The following is a 17,970-nucleotide window of genomic DNA, read 5'->3' on the forward strand; positions in this document are numbered from 1 at the left end:
GGTATGCAGACGTCGAAGACGATCGTCGCGGTCAACAAGGACGGCGAGGCGCCGATCTTCGAGTTGGCCGACTTCGGCGTGGTGGGCGACCTGTTCAAGATCGTCCCGCAGGCCGCGGAGGAGATCCGCAAGCGCAAGTGACGCGCGCCCCACCGCGGGACGGAATCCGGGCGGCCGGGCCGCCGGCCGATGAGGAATATGGGGGCCGTTCCCCGTACCGGTCGCCGCAGCCCCGGTGACATTCTCGTTGCCGTCCGTCAGCGACGAGTTTCTGGAGTGGTGCGCATGGACGAGCGGATACGGGTGCAGGTCGTCGCCGCCGACCCGGCGGTACGGGTCGGTGTCGACGACATGGTGCAGGTGTGCCCCGAGCTGACCGTGGTGGTCGACCGGCCGGACGTGGTGCTGATGGTGACCGACGAGGTCGGCGACGCGGTGCTGGTCCTGGTGCGTTCGCTGTCCCGCGCCGGCCGGCGGGTGCTGCTGGTGGCCGACAGGTTGCGGGAGTCGGACGTGGTCGGGGCCGTGGAGGCCGGGGCCGGCGGGCTGCTGCGCCGGTGCGAGGTCAGCCCGGACCGGCTGCGTCCGGCGATCCGGGCGACGGCGGACGGCAGCTTCACCGTGCCGTCGGACCTGCTGACCCGGGCCGCCGACCGGGTGCCGGAACGGCCGGCGGCCCGGCAGCTCACCAAGCGGGAGCGGGCGGTGCTGCTCATGCTCGCCGACGGGCACGAGACCGAGGAGATCGCGCGCTCGCTGGCCTACTCGGTCCGTACGGTGACCGGCATCGTGCACACGATCACCCGCCGCTGGCAGGTGCGCAACCGGGCGCAAGCCGTGGCCTGCGCCCTGCGCGAGGGGCTGATCTGAGCCGGCTCAGATCAGCCCGTGCCGGATGGCGTACGCGGTCGCATGGACCCGGTTGGAGACCTGCAACCGGGCCATGAGGTCGTAGATCATGTTCTTCACGCTGTGTGGTGAGCAGCGCAGCTCCCGCGCGATGCCCGCGTTGTCGTACCCCTCGGCGACGAGTTCGAGCACCCGGAGCTGCTGGGCGGTGAGTACGGGCTTCGACGCGTTCCTCATGATCGTCTCCTGGGCGGTGTGGTGTGACCTACCGACCCAGGCTAAAAACGGCTCGTCGCCCGCTCATCGGGCCGCTTCCCCCAGATTGCCGGCCGCCGCCCCCGCATTTCCCACGCCGGGGTCAACGACCCGCTGCCGGGCCAGCCGCCCGACCGGCTGCTCGGGACGACGCACCGCCGCGGCGAGGATCCCGCTGAAGCCGTCGGCGAACGAAGCCGCCCGGTCGGGGGTGAACAGGTCGTCGTGGTACTGCAACCACCCGGCCAGCCGCGGCCCTTCCTCCCGCACGGTGAGCAGCAGGTCGAACGGGGAACCGCCCTGGCCGTGCCCGAACGGCTCGGCGGCGACCCCGGGCAGACGGAGCCGGCCGGTCAGGTCGCCGAGGAGCTGGAAGGCGACCTGGACCACCGGGTTGCGGCGCAGGTCGCGCTTCGGACGCAGCGCCGTCACCAGCCGGTCGAAGGGCAGTCCCTGGTGCCGGTACCCGGCCAGCGCCACGTCCCGTACCCGGAACAGCAGGTCGGTGAAGGCCGCCTCGGACGGGCAGGGCAGCCGCAGGGCGAGGGTGTTGGCGAACATCCCGATCCCGTTCTCGGCCTGCTCCGTGTCGCGGTTCGCGGCGAACGTGCCGACCACCAGGTCCTCGCGGCCGGCGAGCCGTCCGATCAGGACGGTGAATGCGGTGAGCAGCACCATGAACGGGGTCGAGCCGGTGGCCCGGGCCAGCGTCCGCACCCCGGCGGTGGTCTCCGCCGACAGGCCGAACCGGACGGTGGCCCCGGTCTGCGGCAGCCGCGCCGGCCGGGGCAGGTCGGTCGGGAGATCCAGGGTGGGCGGCGCGCCGGCGAGGTGCCGACGCCAGTAGTCGAGGTCGGCCGGTTCGGTCGGCGGCGGCAGGGCCGGCGGCAGCGGGTCGCCGGCCACCGTGTCGCCCTGACGGCGCCGCGCGTACGCCTGGCAGAGGTCGCGCCACAGCACGTCCATCGACCAGTCGTCGGCGATGATGTGGTGGATGGTGGCGGCCAGGACGAGCTCCTCGGGGGCCAGCCGCAGCAGGGCGACCCGCAGCAGCGGCCCCTCGGCGAGCGCGAACGGCACGGCGGCGAGCCGGTCGACGGCCACCCGCGCCTCGGCGAGGTCGGCGACGGTGCGCACCTCGATCGGCACCCGGGCGTCCGGCCCGGTCTCCGCGTACGGCACGCCGCGCCGGGACCCGAAGGTGGTCCGCAGGGCCGGGTGCCGGCGCACCGTGTCCGCGAGGGCGGCGCGCAGCGCGTCGACGTCGACCGGTCCGCGCAGCCGGTAGGACTCGGTGATCGTGTAGGTGGTCGACCCCGGGTCGAGCTGGTCCGCGAACCAGATCCGGTGCTGGGCGGCGCTGAGCGACCCGGTGGCCGGCCGGTCGGCGTCGACGTCCGGCGCAGCCGACCGGGGCCGGCCGGCCGCGGCACCCCCGCCGGTCGCCGTTCCACCCCCGACAGTCAACCCGACGAGTTCGGCCACGGTGGCGGTGAGCACGTCGGCGGGGGAGAGCGACCGGCCCCACAGGTGGCGGACGCGGGAACAGACCCGGGTGGCCGCGAGCGAGTCGCCGCCCAGCTCGACGAAGGTGTCGTGCACCCCGACAGGCCCGCCGCCGAGCACCTCGGCCCAGAGGCCGGCGAGCCGGCGCTCGTCGTCGGTACGCGGGTCGACCCGCTTCCCGCCGCCGACGAGCCGGTGCCCGTCGGGCGCGGGCAGGGCCGCCCGGTCCAGTTTGCCGCTCGGGCCGACCGGCAACGCCGGTACGGCCACGAACACCGCCGGGACCATGTGCCCGGGCAGCCGTTCGGCGAGGTGGGCCCGGAGCACCCGGACGCCGGGGACGGTGTCGGCCACCACGTAGCCGACGAGCTGCCCGGCGTGCACGGCCGTGGCGGCGGCCCGCACCCCCGGCACGGTACGCAGCGCGGCGTCGATCTCACCCAGCTCGACCCGGTGGCCCCGGATCTTGACCTGGTGGTCGATCCGGCCCAGGTAGTCGACCGCCCCGTCGGGCAGCCGCCGGGCCAGGTCTCCCGTGCGGTACAGCCGGGAGCCGGGCGGGCCGAACGGGTCGGGGACGAACCGCTCGGCCGTCAGCCCGGGCCGGCCGAGGTAGCCCCGGGCGAGCTGCGCGCCGGCCAGGCAGAGTTCGCCGACCTCCGCCGGTTCGCCGCGCTCGTCCAGGACGTGGGTGCGGGTGTTCGCCACCGCGTGGCCGATGCTGACCGGCTCACCCGCGCGGCAGCGCGACCCGGTCACCTCCACCGCCGCCTCGGTCGGGCCGTAGAGGTTGAGCAGCTCGCAGCCGATCAGCTCGTCGGCTTCGGTGACCAGGTCGTCGGTGAGCTCCTCGCCGCTGCAGACGATCCGGCGCAGGGTGGGGAAGCGGGCGCCGGTGTCGCGGACCTCGGCGAGGAACACCCGCAGCATCGACGGTACGAAGTGGACCGCGGTGATCCCGTACCGGCGGATCGTGTCCATCAGGTAGGCCGGGTCGCGGTGTCCGCCCGGGCGGGCCATCACCAGCCGCGCGCCGGCGGCCAGGGTGCCGAAGACCTCCGGCACCGAGACGTCGAAGCCGTACGGGGTCTTCTGGAGCACCCGGTCGTCGGGGCCCAGCGGATGCGCGTCCAGCCCCCAGCGGACCCGGTTGACGATGGCGCGGTGCGGGATCACCACGCCCTTGGGCCGGCCGGTTGACCCGGAGGTGTAGATGACGTACGCCGGGTGTTCCGGGTCGACGGTGACCCGCGGCGCCCGGGCCGGCCGACCGGTGGTCTCCCGGCTCACCGACACGGTGGCGACGCTGCGGCCCAGCTCGGCGAGCACCGGCAGGTCCGCCTCGGCCACCACGGTGTCCAGCCCCGCGTCGGTGACCAGGAAGGCGAGCCGTCGGGCCGGGTGGTCCGGGTCCAGCGGCACGTAGGCGGCTCCGGCGGTGAGGACGCCGAGCAGGGCCACCACCATGTCGCCACCCCGGTGCAGGCACACCCCGACCCGGGACTCCGGACCGATGCCCCGCGCGACCAGCACGTCGGCGAGCCGGTCGGCCCGCCCCACCAGTCCGGCGTAGCTGAGCCGTCCGCGCTCGGTGACCACCGCCACGGAGTCCGGGGTGCGCGCCGCCTGCTCGCGCACCAGCTCGTGCAGGGCCGGTCGTCCCGGGTACCTCCTGGCCGTGTCGTTCCACGGCGCGACGCCCGGCTCAGTCGGCATCCGGGTCCTCCGGCGGCAGGGTCAGGAAGTCCGGCAGCCGGGTGCCGACGCCGTCCCGCTCCGCGGCCCGCCGCACCAGCTCGGCCACGGCGAGGTCGAGCACGCCCAGCCCGAACGGCGAGTAGACGGTGACCCGTTCCGGGTCGTGCCGCCAGCCGGCCCCGCCCAGGACCTCGCCGATGCCGGCGGCGATGAAGTCCCGGTCGCCGCTCTCCTGCTCCGCCAGGTGCAGCGAGGTGGCCGCCCGGCAGACGTGGTCGGCGTCGTCGACCACGTTGACCGCGGTGCGGATGTCTGCCGGGAAGATGTCCCGCAGCGACAGGTGCAGCACGAGCGCCCCCGGCCGGCAGTGCGCCAGCCCCAGGTGCGGTACGCCCGCCGTCGTCGCCAGGCAGACCAGCGGGTGGGCGCCGAGCGCCTCCTCGACGTCGCCGGCGACGCTCACCTTCAGGTCCCACCGCGCGCAGCGCCGGGCGAACGCGGCGGCCCGCCCGGCGTCCAGGTCGAAGAGGGTCACCTCCGTCAGGCCGGGCAGTGCCGCGCGGAGGAATCGCAGCACCTCGAAGTTGATCACGCCGCAGCCGATCAGGGAGACGCCGCCGGCCGGCGGGGCGAGGGCGCCGGCGGCCAGGGCGGCGCTGGCGGCCGTCCGGCGGGCGGAGATCGTGGAGCCCTCGATCAGCGCGACCGGGTGGCCGTCCGCCATCGAGTTCACGACGATCGCGGCGGAGGCGCGGGCCAGCCCGCGGTCGATGTTGCCGGGGAACGACGAGATCCACTTCATGCCGGCGACCGGGGAGTCGTCGCCCAGGTACGCGGGCAGTCCGATGATCCGGTTGCGGGCGTCCTCCGGGAACCGCAGGAACACCGAGTGCGGCAGCACCGTACGCCCCCGCGCGTGCAGGACGTAGGCGCGGCGGACCGCGTCCAGGACGGCGTCCTCCCGGTCGGCCAGGATCTGCCGGACCTCGCCGGCGGATACGATCAGCATGGCGGCACGTCCATGGTCCGGTCCCTCCACAGGTGGGTGACGTCGCCGAAGTGCCCGGTCACCCAGTCGTCGTCGTAGATCGTGTTCAGGTAGCGCTCACCCCGGTCGGGGAAGATCAGCGCGCAGGTCGCGCCGGCCGGGATCAGGTCGCGCAACTGCTCCAGGGCGGCCACCACCGCGCCGGACGAACCACCGGCGAGGATGGCCTCGCGGCGGGCCAGCCGGCGGCACCCGACCACGCAGTCCAGGTCGTCGACGTGCATCACCTTGTCGGCCAGCCCGTCGCGGTAGAGCTTCGGTCGGACCCCGGCGCCGTGGCCGGGGATGAGCCGCTTGCGTGGGGGGTGGTCACCGAAGATCGCGCTGCCCGCGGCGTCCACCGCGACGATGGTCAGCGCCAGCTCGTGCCGGCGCGCGTAGTCGGCACAGCCGCGCAGCGTGCCGCAGGAACTGGTCGCGCAGAACAGGAAGTCCAGCGGGGCGGGCACCGCCTCGACGATCTCCCGCATGGTGGTCTCGTGGGCGCGGGGGTTCAGCGGGTTGGCGTACTGGTCCGGCCACCAGGCGTTCGGGATGGTGTCGACCAGTTCCTGGACCCGGCGGATCCGTTGCGGCAGGTACTCGCCCGTGGCCGGGTCGGGACGGGTCACCACCTCCACCTCGGCGTCGAACGCGCGCATGACCGCGATGTTCTGCGCGTTCGTCCGGGGGTCCACCACGCAGATGAACCGGATGCCGAAGTAGCGGCACACCTGGGCCAGCCCGATGCCGAGATTGCCCGAACTGGACTCGACCACCACCGACCGACCGGGTTGCAGCTCCCCGGCCCGGAGCCGGTCGATCAGCATGCCCAGCGCCGAGCGGTCCTTGATGCTGCCGCCCGGGTTGTGCGCCTCCAACTTCGCCCACAGGGTGAACGGGGCGTCCGGCATGAGCTTGTCCAGCCGGACCAGCGGGGAGCCGCCGATCGTGTTCAGCACCCCGCCGACGTCGGTCTCATCGGCCCGCATGTTCACTCCCGCTACGGGGATCCGTAGCGGCCCGCAGGGTGTCACCGGGAATGGTCGCGGTGCCGGGGATCGCCTCGGCCGGGTCGTCGGTGGTGCCGAGCATCCGGTTGGCCTCGTCCACCATCACCACCCGGGGCGAGTACCCCTTGGCGTCCGGGTCGATCATCGCCGCGTAGCTGATGATGATGACCAGGTCGCCGGGGTGGATCAGCCGGGCGGCGGCCCCGTTGATCCCGATGACCCCGCTGCCGCGCCTGCCGGGGATCACGTACGTCTCCAGGCGGGCGCCGTTGTTGATGTCCACCACGTGCACCTGCTCGCCGGCGAGCAGGTCGGCGGCGTCCATCAGGTCCTCGTCGATGGTCAGCGAGCCGACGTAGTGCAGGTCGGCCTGGGTGACCACCGCGCGGTGGATCTTCGATTTGAGTATGGTGCGCAACACCTTCAGCTCCTCCTTGAGGGCTCGATCGGCAGAAAGCTCGCTCGTCGTATCGAGCGGCTCAGCGTCGCCAGGGCGGCGAGCAGGACCATCCAGACGGCCATCGACCACGCGGCGTGTGCCGGCCCGAGCGACTCCAGCAGGTAGCCCCCGGCCAGGGAACCGAGCGCGACCGCGCCGTTGGCCAGCAGGCTGACCGCGCTGAGCACCCGACCCTGGATGTGGTCGGGCGTGAGGGCCATCTGGTATCCGGCGACCGCCACGTTCCAGATCGGCCCCACGAACCACATCAGGGCGTACGCGGCGCCGATCAGGTAGCGGTCGTCGGTGAGGGCGATGACGCAGGTCATCAGCGCCCACACCCAGTTCGCGGCGATGACGATCGCGCGCATCGGGAAGCGCCCGGCGCACCACGTCGCCACCAGTGAACCGAGCACCCCGCTGGTGCCGGCCACACCGAGCAGCAGGCCGATGGCGGCCGGGGCCGCCCCGGCGGCCTCGAACGCCACGATGATGATCAGGAACAGGACGCGGAACAGCAGGTTGCTGCCGGCGACCAGCAGGGTGGCCGTGCGCAGGAACGGCTGCCCCCACAACCAGCGCAGCCCGTGGGTGAGTTCGGCGGCCAGCTTCCCGGTGCCGGCTCCGGCGCCGGTCGCGCTGCCCGCCCCGGCCTGGAAGTCGCGGCGGATGAACAGCAGCGTCAGCAGGGAGACCAGGTAGGAGACCGTGTCCAGTACGAACGGCCAGATCCGCCCCAGCCCGAACAGCGCCCCGCCGAGCGGGGTACCGGCCATCACCGCGGCCCGCTCACGGGCCTCGTTGCGCGACAGCGCGGTGGTCACCTGGCTCGGGTGCACCACGTTCGGGATCGCGGCACCGGCTGCCAGCTCGTACCCGACCGACAACGTCCCCTCGACGAAACCGACGGCCAGCACGTGCCACAGGTGCAGCTCGTCGACGGCGATCGCCGCCACGATGCTGCCCACCCCCAGCGCCCGCAGCACGTCGCACCAGATCATCACCCGCCTGCGGTCCCACCGGTCGACCAGCGCCCCGGCCGGCAGCTGGAACAGCAGCGTCGGCACCAGCGCCACGAAACCGGCCAGCCCGGCGGCGCCCGGCGAGCCGGTCAGCGCCAGCACCAGCAGCGGGTACGCCACCAGCGACGCGGTCGAGCCGAGCATGGAGACCGCCGACCCGCTCCACAGCAGCAGGAAGTCCCGGTTGCGGTGCAGCGGCGGGATCCGCTCCCCGGCGACCGGATCGTCGACCCGGCTCACCGGTCGCCGCCGATCGGGCGGCGACCGGCCGGGCCCCCGCGCGGGGTCACCGGGCACCCCGGCGGGCGGCCACGTCGGCCAGCCGGTTGCGGGCGCTCAGCCTGGGGACCGCCGGCCGGCCGTCCAGCTTCGGGTAGCCGGGCAGCGCCCCGACCAGGCGGGCGACGGTGGGGTGGTCGAACAGGGCCCGGACCGGCACGTCGACGCGGAGCACCGTACGGAGCCGGACCGCGACCCGGGTGGCCAGCAGCGAGTGCCCACCGATCTGGAAGAAGTTGTCGTGCACCCCCACCTCGTCGGTGCCGAGCACCTCGCCCCACACCCGCGCGACCGTCCGCTCGTCGCCGGTGCGCGGCGCCACCCGCACGGGTTCCCGCCGCCCGGCGGCACCGGGTTGCGGCACCGGCAGGGCGTTCCGGTCGACCTTGCCGGTCGGGGTGAGCGGAAAGGCGTCCAGCGTCACGTAGGCGGCCGGGCACATGTAGTCCGGCAGGGTACGCAGCAGGAACTCGCGCAGCTGCTCGCCGGTCGGTACCGGGTGCCGTCCCCCGCCGACCAGGTACGCGACCAGCTCCTGCTCCCCGCCGTACCGCTGCGGGTGCACCACGGCGGCCCGGACGCCGTCGTGGGCCAGCAGCGCCGCCTCGATCTCGGCCGGTTCGATCCGGTGCCCCCGGATCTTCACCTGGTGGTCGACCCGGCCGAGGATCTCCAGGTGCCCGTCGGCGTGCCAGCGGGCCAGGTCACCGGTGCGGTACATGCGGGCACCCGGCACCCCGGCGTGCGGGTCGGGAACGAACTTCTCCGCCGTGAGCGCGGGCCGGGCGCGGTAGCCCCAGGCGACCCCGTCCCCGCCGATGTGGATCTCACCGGGGACGCCGACCGGTACCGGCTCCAGCCGCTCGTCGAGCACGTGGAGCCCGGCGTTCGGGGCCATGCCGAAGTCGACGGGCCGACCGTCCGGAGCCAGCCGGGTGGTGGTGGACCAGACCGTGGTCTCGGTCGGCCCGTAGATGTCCCACACGGTGGCCCCGGTCGAGGCGAGCCGGACCGCCAGCTCGGTCGGCAGCTTCTCGCCGCCGCAGAGGACGGTCGCACCGGGCGGTGCGGACCAGCCGGAGTCCAGCAGCATCCGGTACGTCACCGGGGTGGCCTGGAGCACCGCCGGCGTGGCGGTGCGGATCAGCTCGGCCATCCGCTGCGGGTCCCGGGTCTGCTCCGCGTCGGCCACCACCACCCGGCCGCCGACCAGCAGCGGCAGGTACAGCTCCAGCACCGAGGGGTCGAACGACACGGTGGTCAGGCCGACCACGGTGGCCCCCGCCGGCAGACCCGGCCGGTGCCGCATCGCGGCGAGGAAGTTGCCCAGCCCCCGGTGGCTGATCATCACCCCCTTCGGGGTGCCGGTCGATCCCGAGGTGTAGATGACGTACGCCAGGTCGTCGGCGGACGGCCGGTCGGCCAGCCGCTGCTCGGGACGGGCGGCGATCGCCGCGCGCTCGGCGTCCAGCAGTGCCGTCCGGATTCCGGCGGCGTCCAGCCGCCCGGCCAGCGCGGTCTCCGTCACCATCACCTGCGCACCGGCGTCGGCCAGCATGAAGGCGGTCCGCTGCGTCGGGTGGTCCGGGTCCAGCGGCAGGTACGCGCCACCGGCGGCCAGCACCGCGAGGAACGCCACGACCAGGTCCGCACTCCGGTTCAGGTGCACCCCGACCAGCGTCCCCGGCCCGACGCCCAGCTCCCGCAGGTGGTGGGCGAGGCGGTTGGTCCGGCGCTCCAGCTCGGCGTAGCTGAGCACGTCGTCGCCGAAGACCACCGCGTCCGCGCCCGGGGTGGCCGCCACCTGCCGGGCGACCAGCTCGGGCAGCGTCAGGTCCGGGACCGGCAGCGCTCCGCCGGCGCCGAGGTCGAGCAGGACGCGCCGGTCGGGCTCCGGCAGTCCGCACCGGCGCGGGTCACCCGACGGGTCGGCGACCATCGCCTCCAGCACCCGCCGGTAGCTGCGGGTGACCAGGTCCAGGTGGCCGTCGGAGATCCGGTCGGTGCCGGCCTCGATGATCAGCTGACCGGGCTCACTGGACACCGAGAGGCCGAACTCGTTCGGGGTGGTGTCGGTGATCGCCGACCGGTCGATGCCGTCGAGGTCGAGCACGTGCATGTCGGTGTAGTTGAAGAAGACGTCCACCAGCGGCCTCTGGTCGCCCCACTCGCGCTGCATCGCCGGCAGCGGGTAGTGCCGGTGCGGCCAGAGCGCGACCTCCCCGGCGAAGACCAGGCGGGCCTGCTCGGCCCACGTCGACGCGGTCAGCTCCACCGCGAACGGCACGGTGTTGAGGAACATCCCCCGCACCTGGTCGCCGTCGGTCAGCTCGGGCCGTCCGTTGCAGACCAGCCCGGTGTGGAAGCGCCGCTGCCCGGTCACGATGCCCAGTACGGTCAGGTGCGCGGTGAACAGCAGGCTCTTCAGCGGTACGTCCGCCGTCCGGGCCAGCTCCCGCAGGTCCGGCACCAGGTCGGCGAAGGGCAACCGCACCGCCCGGTACCGGGCCCCCTCGCCGGCCCACGCCGCCGGGATGCCCAGCCGCTCGTGGGTCCGTACCCGGGACGCCCAGAACTCCCGGTCCACCCCGGCGGCCACCGCCCGGCGTTCGAGCGCCACCGCGTCGGCGAACCGGACGGCCGGTACGGGGGCGGGCCGCGGATCCTGCCCGTCCCGGATCCGCCGGTAGTAGGCCAGCAGCTCCGGGACCAGCGAGTTCTGGCTCCAGCCGTCCAGGATGGCGTGGCTGTAGGCGACCAGCAGCCGCCACCGGCCGTCGCCCAGTTGGTAGGCGTGCAGCCGCAGCAGCGACGGCGTGCCCAGGTCGAACCGGTCCCGCCGTTCCTCGGCGACCAGCCGGGCCACCGTGCTCTCCTGCTCGGCGGCTGGTACGCCCCGCAGGTCGGTGTGGCCTACCCGGATCTCCGCGGTCGGGTGGATCAGCTGGAGCGGCTCGCGGTACCCGGTCAGGTCGATCGAGGCCCGCAGGATCTCGTGCCGGGCGGCGAGCAGTTGGGCGGCGGCGTGCAGGGCGGGCAGCGAGAACGCGTCGCCCTCGACCGGGTAGCAGAGGCTGTTCAGGTAGAGGTCGCCGGTCGGGTCGGCGAGCGTCTCGTACGCCATGCCGGCCTGCACCATCGACAGCGGGTACGCGTCGACGACGCCCTCGGGCAGTCGGGCCCGGTCCTCCTCGCCGATCAGCGCGAACCGGTCCACCAGGCGGGTGGCCTCGGCCGGCAGCCCGCACTGCCGGGCGTCGACGGCCTCGGCGAGTTCGGCGACCGTCCGGTACCGGAAGAGGTCCGTGACGGTGAGGTCGAGCCCCTGGTCGCGGAGGTGTCCGACGACCCGGATGGCGCGGATGCTGTCGCCGCCGATGTCGAAGAAGCGGTCGTGGATGCCGACCGGTCGGTCGTGCCCGCCCGCGTCGGCGGGGTCGGCCCCACGGCCGTCGGTGAGGGCGTGGGCGTAGGCGGCGGCGATGAGGTGCTGGGTGGGGGTGCCGGGCGGGGTGTGGTCGGCGGTCCGCGCGGCGGAGGCGTCAGGCGGGGGGAGCGCGTTGCGGTCGATCTTCCCGCTGCTGGTGAGCGGGAGCTCGGTGAGGGTGGTCCAGTGGGTGGGGACCATGTACTCGGGCAGCCGCGCGCGCAGGTGGGCGCGCAGGGTGTCGGCGTCGACGGTGTGGCCGTCGGCGGCGACGAGGTAGGCGGCGAGTCGCCGGTCGTCGCCGGGTCCGTGCGGGTGGACGACGGCGGCCTGGACGGCGGGGTGGTCGGCGAGGGTGGTCTCGATCTCGCCGAGTTCGATGCGGTTGCCGCGGATCTTGACCTGGTGGTCGAGGCGGCCGAGGTACTCGATGGTGCCGTCCGGACGCCAGCGGGCCTGGTCGCCGGTGCGGTAGGCGCGTTGCCCGTCGTCGGTGGGGGTGAAGCGGGCGGCGGTGAGCGCGGGCCGGCGGTGGTAGCCGCGGGCCAGTTGGACACCGGTGAGGAGGAGTTCTCCGGGGACGCCGACGGGGACCGGGTTGCCCCAGGGGTCGTGGATGTGGGCGCCGGTGTTGGCGATGGGGGAGCCGATGGTGACGCTCTGCCCGGGGTGGACGCGGGTGGCCGTCACGTCGACGGCGGCCTCGGTGGGTCCGTAGAGGTTGTGCAGCTCGACGTCGAGGTGGGCGTGCACGCCGGTGGCGAGGTCGTCGGGGAGGGCCTCGCCGGAGCAGACGATGCGGCGGAGGTGGGGCAGGGCGGTGCGGGTGGTGACGAGGTGGGCGGTGAAGGCGCGCAGCATCGAGGGGACGAAGTGGACGGTGGTGACACGCCGCCGGTTGATGGTCTCGGCGAGGTAGGTGGGGTCGCGGTGCCCGTCGGGGCGGGCCATGACGAGGGTCGCGCCGGTGGTCAGGGGCCAGAAGAACTCCCAGACGCTGACGTCGAAGGTGTGCGGGGTCTTCTGCAGGATCCGGTCGGTGTGGTCGAGGCGGTAGGTGTCCTGCATCCAGCGGAGCCGGTTGACGATGGCGCGGTGGTCGACGAGGACGCCCTTGGGGCGGCCGGTGGAGCCCGAGGTGTAGATCAGGTAGGCGGGGCTACGGTCGTCGACGGTGGCGCCGGGTCGTCCGGCGGGTTCGTCGGCGAGCGTCGGGTCGTCGAGGTGGACCAGCGGGCCGGGGTGCCAGTCGTGCTGGTCGGGGGCATCCACCAGGGTGACGGGGTCGCCGGCGTCGGCGAGCGTCCAGCGGAGCCGGTCGACGGGGTGGGTGGGGTCGAGCGGGAGGTAGGCCGCGCCGGTCTTGAGCACGGCGACGAGGGCCACGGCGAGGGCGACGCGGCGTCGCGCGCTGACGGCGACGATCCGCTCGGGGCCGGCGCCGAGGGCGATCAGCCGGTGGGCGAGCTGGTTGGCGCGGGCGTCGAGCTGGGCGTACGTCAGCTCGTGCTGGTCGTCGGCCACGGCGACCGCGTCGGGGGTGGCGTCGGCCTGGGCCTCGATCAGCCGGTGCAGCAGCGTGTGGCGGGGGTGGTCGACGGCGGTGTCGTTCCAGGCCGTGAGTTGGGCAGTCTCGGTGTCGGTGAGCATGGGCAGCCGGGTGACCGGGGCGTCCGGATCGGTGACGACGGCGCTCAGCAGCTGACGGTAGTGCTCGGCCAGCCGCCGTACGGTCGCGTCGTCGAACAGCGCCGTCGCGTACTCGACGACCCCGGAGAAGGAGCCGTCCGCCTCCTCGGTCATCTGCATGGTCAGGTCGAACTTCGCGGTGTGCCAGAGCGTCGGCACCTGCCGCGCCCGCAGCCCCGCCCCGGAGAAGTCGGCGGCCGTGGCATTCTGCATCACGAACATGGTCTGGAACAGCGGGTTGCGGGACAGGTCCCGCTCCGGCGACAGCGCGTCCACGATCCGCTCGAACGGCACGTCCTGGTGCGACTGCGCGTCCAGCACCGCCTCCCGCACCCGGGCCAGCACCTCGACGAAGCTCGGCTCGCCGGACAGGTCGGTCCGCAGCACCAGCGTGTTGACGAAGTACCCGATCAGGTCCTGGACCTCGGGGCGGGTACGCCCGGCGACCGGGGTGCCCACCGCGACGTCGGTCTGCCCGGTGTAGCGGGTCAGCAGGACCTGGAACGCGGCCAGCAGCACCATGAACGGGGTCGCCCGGTGCCGCCGCCCGATCGAGGCGAGGGTGCGACCGAGGTCGGCCGGCACGGTGAACGGCAGCGTCGCGCCCCGGGGGTCCTGCACCGGCGGGCGGGGCCGGTCGGTCGGCAGCTCCAGCGGCACGAGGCCGGCCAGCCGGTCGCGCCAGTGGTCGAGCTGCCCGGCCAGGCCGGCCGCCCGGTCCCGCTGCCGCACCGCGAAGTCCGCGTACTGGAACCGCAGCGGGGCGAGCGGGGACGGCTCGCCGGCGACCAGCGCCGGGTAGAGCGCGCCGAGTTCCCGGGCCAGTACGCCGACCGACCAGCCGTCGAACGCGATGTGGTGGGCGACCAGCACCATGACGTGCTCGTCCTCGGCGAGCCGGACCAGCCGGACCCGCAGCGGCGCGTCCCGACCCAGGTCGAACGGGGTGCTCGCCTCGTCGCGGATCAGCGCGTCCAGCCGCTCCCGCCGCTCCGTCGCGACGCAGCCGGTCAGGTCGACGACGGGCAGCTCGACCGGCTCGGCCGGACCGACCACCTGGCTCGGCCGGCCGTCCACGACCTGGTAGCGGGTCCGCAGCACCCCGTGCCGCCGGATGACCTCCCGCCAGGCGTCGCGGAGGGCCACCGGGTCCAGCGGACCGGTCAACCGCCAGCTGAACGGTACGACGTACTCCGCGCCGCCGGGCCGGATCTGGTCGAGCAGCCACACCCCCTGCTGCGGGTAGGACAGCGGCAGCGGGCCGGTCGGCCGCTGCGGCGAACTCGGGGTGGCCGGCGACCGGTCCGGGGCCCGCCCGGCCAGCAGCGCCTCCACCAGCGCCCGACGACGGGCGTCGGTCGTGGTCGGGGACGGGTCCTCGGGAATCGTCATTCCTCGCCCACCTGTGCCAACATTCTCTCCAATTCGGACTCGGACATTCCCGCCACCCGTTCCTCGACGGCCCGCTGGAGCACCGTCGCCAGTTCTGCCACGGTCGGTGCCTCGAAGACCGCGCTGACCGGCAGGTCGACCGTGAACCGTTCGTGCAGCAACGCGACGACCCGGGTGGCCAGCAGGGAGTGACCGCCGAGGTCGAAGAAGTCGTCGTGTGTTCCGCAGTGGTCGACGCCCAGCACCTCGGCCCACACCTCGGCGACGGCCCGTTCGGTGGGGGTACGCGGCGCCACCGTCGGTCCGCCGGTCGCCGAGCCGGCCGGGGCAGGCTCCGGCAACCGCCGGCGGTCGACCTTTCCGTTGCCGGTCAGCGGCAGTTCGTCGAGCATCACCCAGCTCTGCGGGACCATGTGCTCCGGCAACCGCTCGGCCAGGTACGCGCGAACCGCCCGATGGTCGGCCGGCTCCGGACCGGCCGGCAGCAGGTACGCGACGAGCTGCGGGCCGCCGGCCGCGCCGTGGCGCACGTCCACCACGGCGGCGCGGACGGCGGGGTGCCGGCCGAGTACCGACTCGATCTCGCCCAGTTCGATCCGGAAGCCCCTGATCTTCACCTGCTGGTCCCGCCGGCCCAGGTACTCGATGCTGCCGTCCGGCAGGTACCGGGCCTGGTCGCCGGTGCGGTACATGCGCTGCCCGGGCCGGTCGGCGAACGGGTCGGGGACGAAGCAGGCGGCGGTCAGGCCCGGCCGGCCGAGATAGCCCCGGGCGAGCTGGATCCCGGCGAGCACCAGCTCCCCGGGCTCGCCGACCGGCAACGGCCGCAGCTCGCCGTCCACGATGTACGTGCGGGTGTTGGCCACCGGCCGGCCGATGGTCACCGCCTCGCCGGGCAGGCAACGGGTGCTGGTCACCTCGACCGCCGCCTCGGTCGGTCCGTACAGGTTGAACACCTCGCAGTCGAGCCGGTCGTGCGCCGCGGCCACCAGGTCCGCGGGGAGCGCCTCGCCGCTGCACAGCACCTGCCGGATCGACGGCAGGCTGGTCCGGCCGGCGGGCAGCACGTCCAGGAAGGCGCGCAGCATCGACGGCACGAACCGGATCGAGGTGACCTGCCGTTCGGCCACCACCCGGGCCAGGTACGCCGGATCGCGGTGCCCGCCGGGACGGGCCATCACCAGCGTCGCCCCGGTGGTCAGCGGGGAGAAGAGCTCACACACCGAGACGTCGAAGCCGAACGGTGTCTTCTGGAGCACCACGCCGCCGTCGGCGCCCCGGGCGTCCGGCCTCCAGCGCACCCGGTTGACGATCGACCGGTGCTCCACGACCACGCCCTTCGGGCGGCCGGTGGAGCCGGAGGTGTAGATGACGTAGGCGGCGTTGGCCGGGCCGACGACCGGTTCCGGGTCGCCGTCCGGCAGCCCCCGGAGGTCCTCGTCGACCCGGACCGGGGCGCCGGTGGCGGCGGCCAGCGGCCCGTGGTCGACACCCGGGCCGGTGACGACGGTCGTCGCCGCCGAGTCGGTCAGCAGGTAGCGGATCCGGTCCGCCGGCTGGTCCGGGTCCACCGGCAGGTAGGCGCCGCCCGCCTTGAGGACCCCCAGCAGGGCCACCACCAGGTCGACCCCCCGGTGCAGGCACACTCCCACCACCGACTCCGCGCGCACGCCGGCTGCCCGCAGCCGGCGCGCGAGCCGGTTGGCCTCGCGGTTCAGCTCGACGTAGCGGACGGTCCGCTCGTCGGACACCACGGCGATCGCGTCCGGGGTACGCCGTACCTGCTCCTCGACCAGCTCGTGCAGGCACGGGTCGGCCGGGTACCCGACCTCGGTGTCGTTCCACCCTGCCGGGACCCGGTGCCCGTCGGCCGCGGTCAGCTTCGCCATGGCGGTCACGACTACCGGCCCGCCGCCTGCTCCATACGCCGGCGCAGGCTGAGCGGGCGCATGTCGGTCCACACCTCGTCGATCCGCTTGAGGCACTCCTCGCGGGTGCCCTCGGTGCCCTCCGCGCGCCATCCCAGCGGCAGATCCCGGTCGCCCAGCCAGATCGAGTACTGCTCCTCGTCGTTCACCACGACCCGGTACGCGCGCTCATCGGTGTTCTCGTCGGACATGCCGGCTCCTCCTCGGGAAAGGGCAGCCGTGTCGTACGACACGACACTGGTCCCACTGCCGGTCACACCCTGCCGGGACGCCGATCGCCGTACGTAGAGAAGAACTGGCAGAAAAACGCGTACGAGCCTTGCCGGGGATTCTCTTTCTGACCCGTGCCTCAGCGGACAGGCTGAGCCGTGCCGCGTGACCGGCAGCCCAGAGGCCGACAGGAGAAGCGATGAGTACGCCCCGGATGACGGTGCCGCCGCTGCCGCGCGGGTCGGCCGAGAAACCGCTTCCGTTCGTCCTGACCGCCGCTGCGCCGGGGGAGCCGATCGGCGGGCGGCTGGCCGCCGACCGGGCCGCGATCCGGGCCCGGCTGCGTGAGCACGGGGCGGTCCTGCTGCGCGGGTTCGATGTCGGCGGGGTGGCCGGCTTCGAGGGGGTGGTCCGGGCGCTCTCCGGTGAGCCGTTGGACTACGCCGAGCGCTCGTCGCCCCGCAGCACCATCCAGGGGCGGGTCTACACCTCGACGGACTTCCCGCCGGCCGAGGAGATCTTCCTGCACAACGAGAACTCCTACCAGGCCGACTGGCCCATGACGCTCTACTTCTACTGCCTGCGTACGCCGGCCACCCTGGGCGCCACCCCGCTCGCCGACACCCGCCTGGTGCGCCAGCGCATCGACCCTGCGGTGTCCGCCGAGTTCATCGCCCGGGGCTGGCTGGTGGTGCGCAACTTCCACGAGGGCTTCGGCGTGCCCTGGCAGCGGGCGTTCAACACCGACGAACGCGACGAGGTGGCGCGCTACTGCGCCCGCAGCGGCATCGAGGTGGAGTGGACCGGCTCGGGGCTGCGTACCCGCGCCCGACGCGATGCCGTGCACCGGCACCCGGGGACCGGTGAGCTGCTCTGGTTCAACCACGTGACCTTCTTCCACGTGACCACGCTGGCCGAGGAGGTCTGCGCCGGGCTGCGGGAGCTGTTCGACGAGACCGAGCTGCCCACGAACACCTACTACGGCGACGGCGGGCGGATCCCGGACGACGTGGTGGCCCACCTTCGGGACTGCTACCGGGCGGCCCAGCGGCGCTTCGACTGGCAGCGCGACGACGTCCTGGTGGTGGACAACATGCTCGCCGCGCACGCCCGGGAACCGTTCACCGGCGACCGCCGGATCGCCGTGGCGATGGCCGAGCCGTACCGCGCGGCGCTCGCGGCGGCCGGCGCCGCCCACGGCAACTCCCGACGGCATCGCAGCGATGCCCGGCCCGG

At 73.9% G+C, this 17,970-nt stretch carries 9 protein-coding genes and 3 pseudogenes; 3 read left to right on the top strand and 9 right to left on the bottom strand.

Going from position 1 to position 17,970, the window contains the following annotated elements; all coding sequences use genetic code 11:
• Positions 1 to 141 (top strand): annotated as a pseudogene (locus tag ACLQ22_RS29830) (electron transfer flavoprotein subunit alpha/FixB family protein); the annotation flags it as partial.
• Between the two features lie 144 nt (positions 142 to 285).
• Complete coding sequence (locus ACLQ22_RS29835) at positions 286 to 870, top strand: LuxR C-terminal-related transcriptional regulator (RefSeq protein WP_425695241.1); 585 nt, start codon at positions 286 to 288, stop codon at positions 868 to 870.
• A 6-nt stretch (positions 871 to 876) separates the two neighbouring features.
• Here ACLQ22_RS29835 and ACLQ22_RS29840 read toward each other — a convergent pair whose 3' ends face one another.
• The 9 genes and pseudogenes from ACLQ22_RS29840 to ACLQ22_RS29880 all read right to left on the bottom strand — a co-directional run bounded on the left by ACLQ22_RS29840 (position 877) and on the right by ACLQ22_RS29880 (position 16,715).
• Positions 877 to 1,086 (bottom strand): response regulator transcription factor, encoded by a 210-nt coding sequence (locus tag ACLQ22_RS29840; RefSeq protein WP_121401277.1) that lies wholly within the window; start codon positions 1,084 to 1,086, stop codon positions 877 to 879.
• Between the two features lie 63 nt (positions 1,087 to 1,149).
• On the bottom strand, positions 1,150 to 4,326 hold the full coding sequence (locus ACLQ22_RS29845) for an amino acid adenylation domain-containing protein (protein WP_425695242.1): 3,177 nt from the start codon (positions 4,324 to 4,326) through the stop codon (positions 1,150 to 1,152).
• Complete coding sequence (gene sbnB, locus ACLQ22_RS29850; RefSeq protein ID WP_425695243.1) at positions 4,316 to 5,317, bottom strand: 2,3-diaminopropionate biosynthesis protein SbnB; 1,002 nt, start codon at positions 5,315 to 5,317, stop codon at positions 4,316 to 4,318. The genes ACLQ22_RS29845 and sbnB overlap by 11 nt, the downstream gene beginning before the upstream one ends.
• Entirely contained in the window at positions 5,311 to 6,327 is a 1,017-nt protein-coding gene (gene sbnA, locus ACLQ22_RS29855; RefSeq protein ID WP_425695244.1) for a 2,3-diaminopropionate biosynthesis protein SbnA, read from the bottom strand. The genes sbnB and sbnA overlap by 7 nt, the downstream gene beginning before the upstream one ends.
• Positions 6,314 to 6,769 carry an aspartate 1-decarboxylase gene (gene panD, locus ACLQ22_RS29860; RefSeq protein ID WP_425695245.1) on the bottom strand — a complete coding sequence of 152 codons (456 nt, stop codon included), beginning with the start codon at positions 6,767 to 6,769 and terminating at the stop codon, positions 6,314 to 6,316. Before panD ends, sbnA begins: the two co-directional genes overlap by 14 nt.
• Positions 6,770 to 6,771: 2 nt before the next feature.
• Positions 6,772 to 8,049 carry an MFS transporter gene (locus ACLQ22_RS29865; RefSeq protein ID WP_425695246.1) on the bottom strand — a complete coding sequence of 426 codons (1,278 nt, stop codon included), beginning with the start codon at positions 8,047 to 8,049 and terminating at the stop codon, positions 6,772 to 6,774.
• Positions 8,050 to 8,095: 46 nt separating this feature from the next.
• A complete protein-coding gene (locus tag ACLQ22_RS29870) occupies positions 8,096 to 14,596 on the bottom strand; it encodes an amino acid adenylation domain-containing protein (protein WP_425695247.1) in 6,501 nt (2,166 codons plus the stop codon).
• A gap of 32 nt (positions 14,597 to 14,628) precedes the next feature.
• Positions 14,629 to 16,476, bottom strand: a pseudogene (locus ACLQ22_RS29875) (non-ribosomal peptide synthetase); the annotation flags it as partial.
• Between the two features lie 20 nt (positions 16,477 to 16,496).
• Positions 16,497 to 16,715: an MbtH family protein gene (locus ACLQ22_RS29880; protein WP_425695248.1), complete on the bottom strand. Its 219-nt coding sequence runs from the start codon at positions 16,713 to 16,715 to the stop codon at positions 16,497 to 16,499.
• A gap of 218 nt (positions 16,716 to 16,933) precedes the next feature.
• Here ACLQ22_RS29880 and ACLQ22_RS29885 point away from each other — a divergent pair.
• Positions 16,934 to 17,908: pseudogene (locus ACLQ22_RS29885) on the top strand (TauD/TfdA family dioxygenase); the annotation flags it as partial.
• Positions 17,909 to 17,970 lie beyond the last annotated feature (62 nt).

This window comes from Micromonospora sp. DT178, assembly GCF_049841695.1.
Classification (GTDB): domain Bacteria; phylum Actinomycetota; class Actinomycetes; order Mycobacteriales; family Micromonosporaceae; genus Micromonospora.

Bases quoted from the DNA above. Each gene is read 5' to 3' on its own strand.
- ACLQ22_RS29845 (WP_425695242.1), bottom strand. From the start codon at position 4,326: ATGCCGACTGAGCCGGGCGTCGCGCCGTGGAACGACACGGCCAGGAGG.
- ACLQ22_RS29840 (WP_121401277.1), bottom strand. From the start codon at position 1,086: ATGAGGAACGCGTCGAAGCCCGTACTCACCGCCCAGCAGCTCCGGGTG.
- ACLQ22_RS29870 (WP_425695247.1), bottom strand. From the start codon at position 14,596: ATGACGATTCCCGAGGACCCGTCCCCGACCACGACCGACGCCCGTCGT.
- sbnB (WP_425695243.1), bottom strand. From the start codon at position 5,317: ATGCTGATCGTATCCGCCGGCGAGGTCCGGCAGATCCTGGCCGACCGG.
- ACLQ22_RS29880 (WP_425695248.1), bottom strand. From the start codon at position 16,715: ATGTCCGACGAGAACACCGATGAGCGCGCGTACCGGGTCGTGGTGAAC.
- ACLQ22_RS29835 (WP_425695241.1), top strand. From the start codon at position 286: ATGGACGAGCGGATACGGGTGCAGGTCGTCGCCGCCGACCCGGCGGTA.
- sbnA (WP_425695244.1), bottom strand. From the start codon at position 6,327: ATGCGGGCCGATGAGACCGACGTCGGCGGGGTGCTGAACACGATCGGC.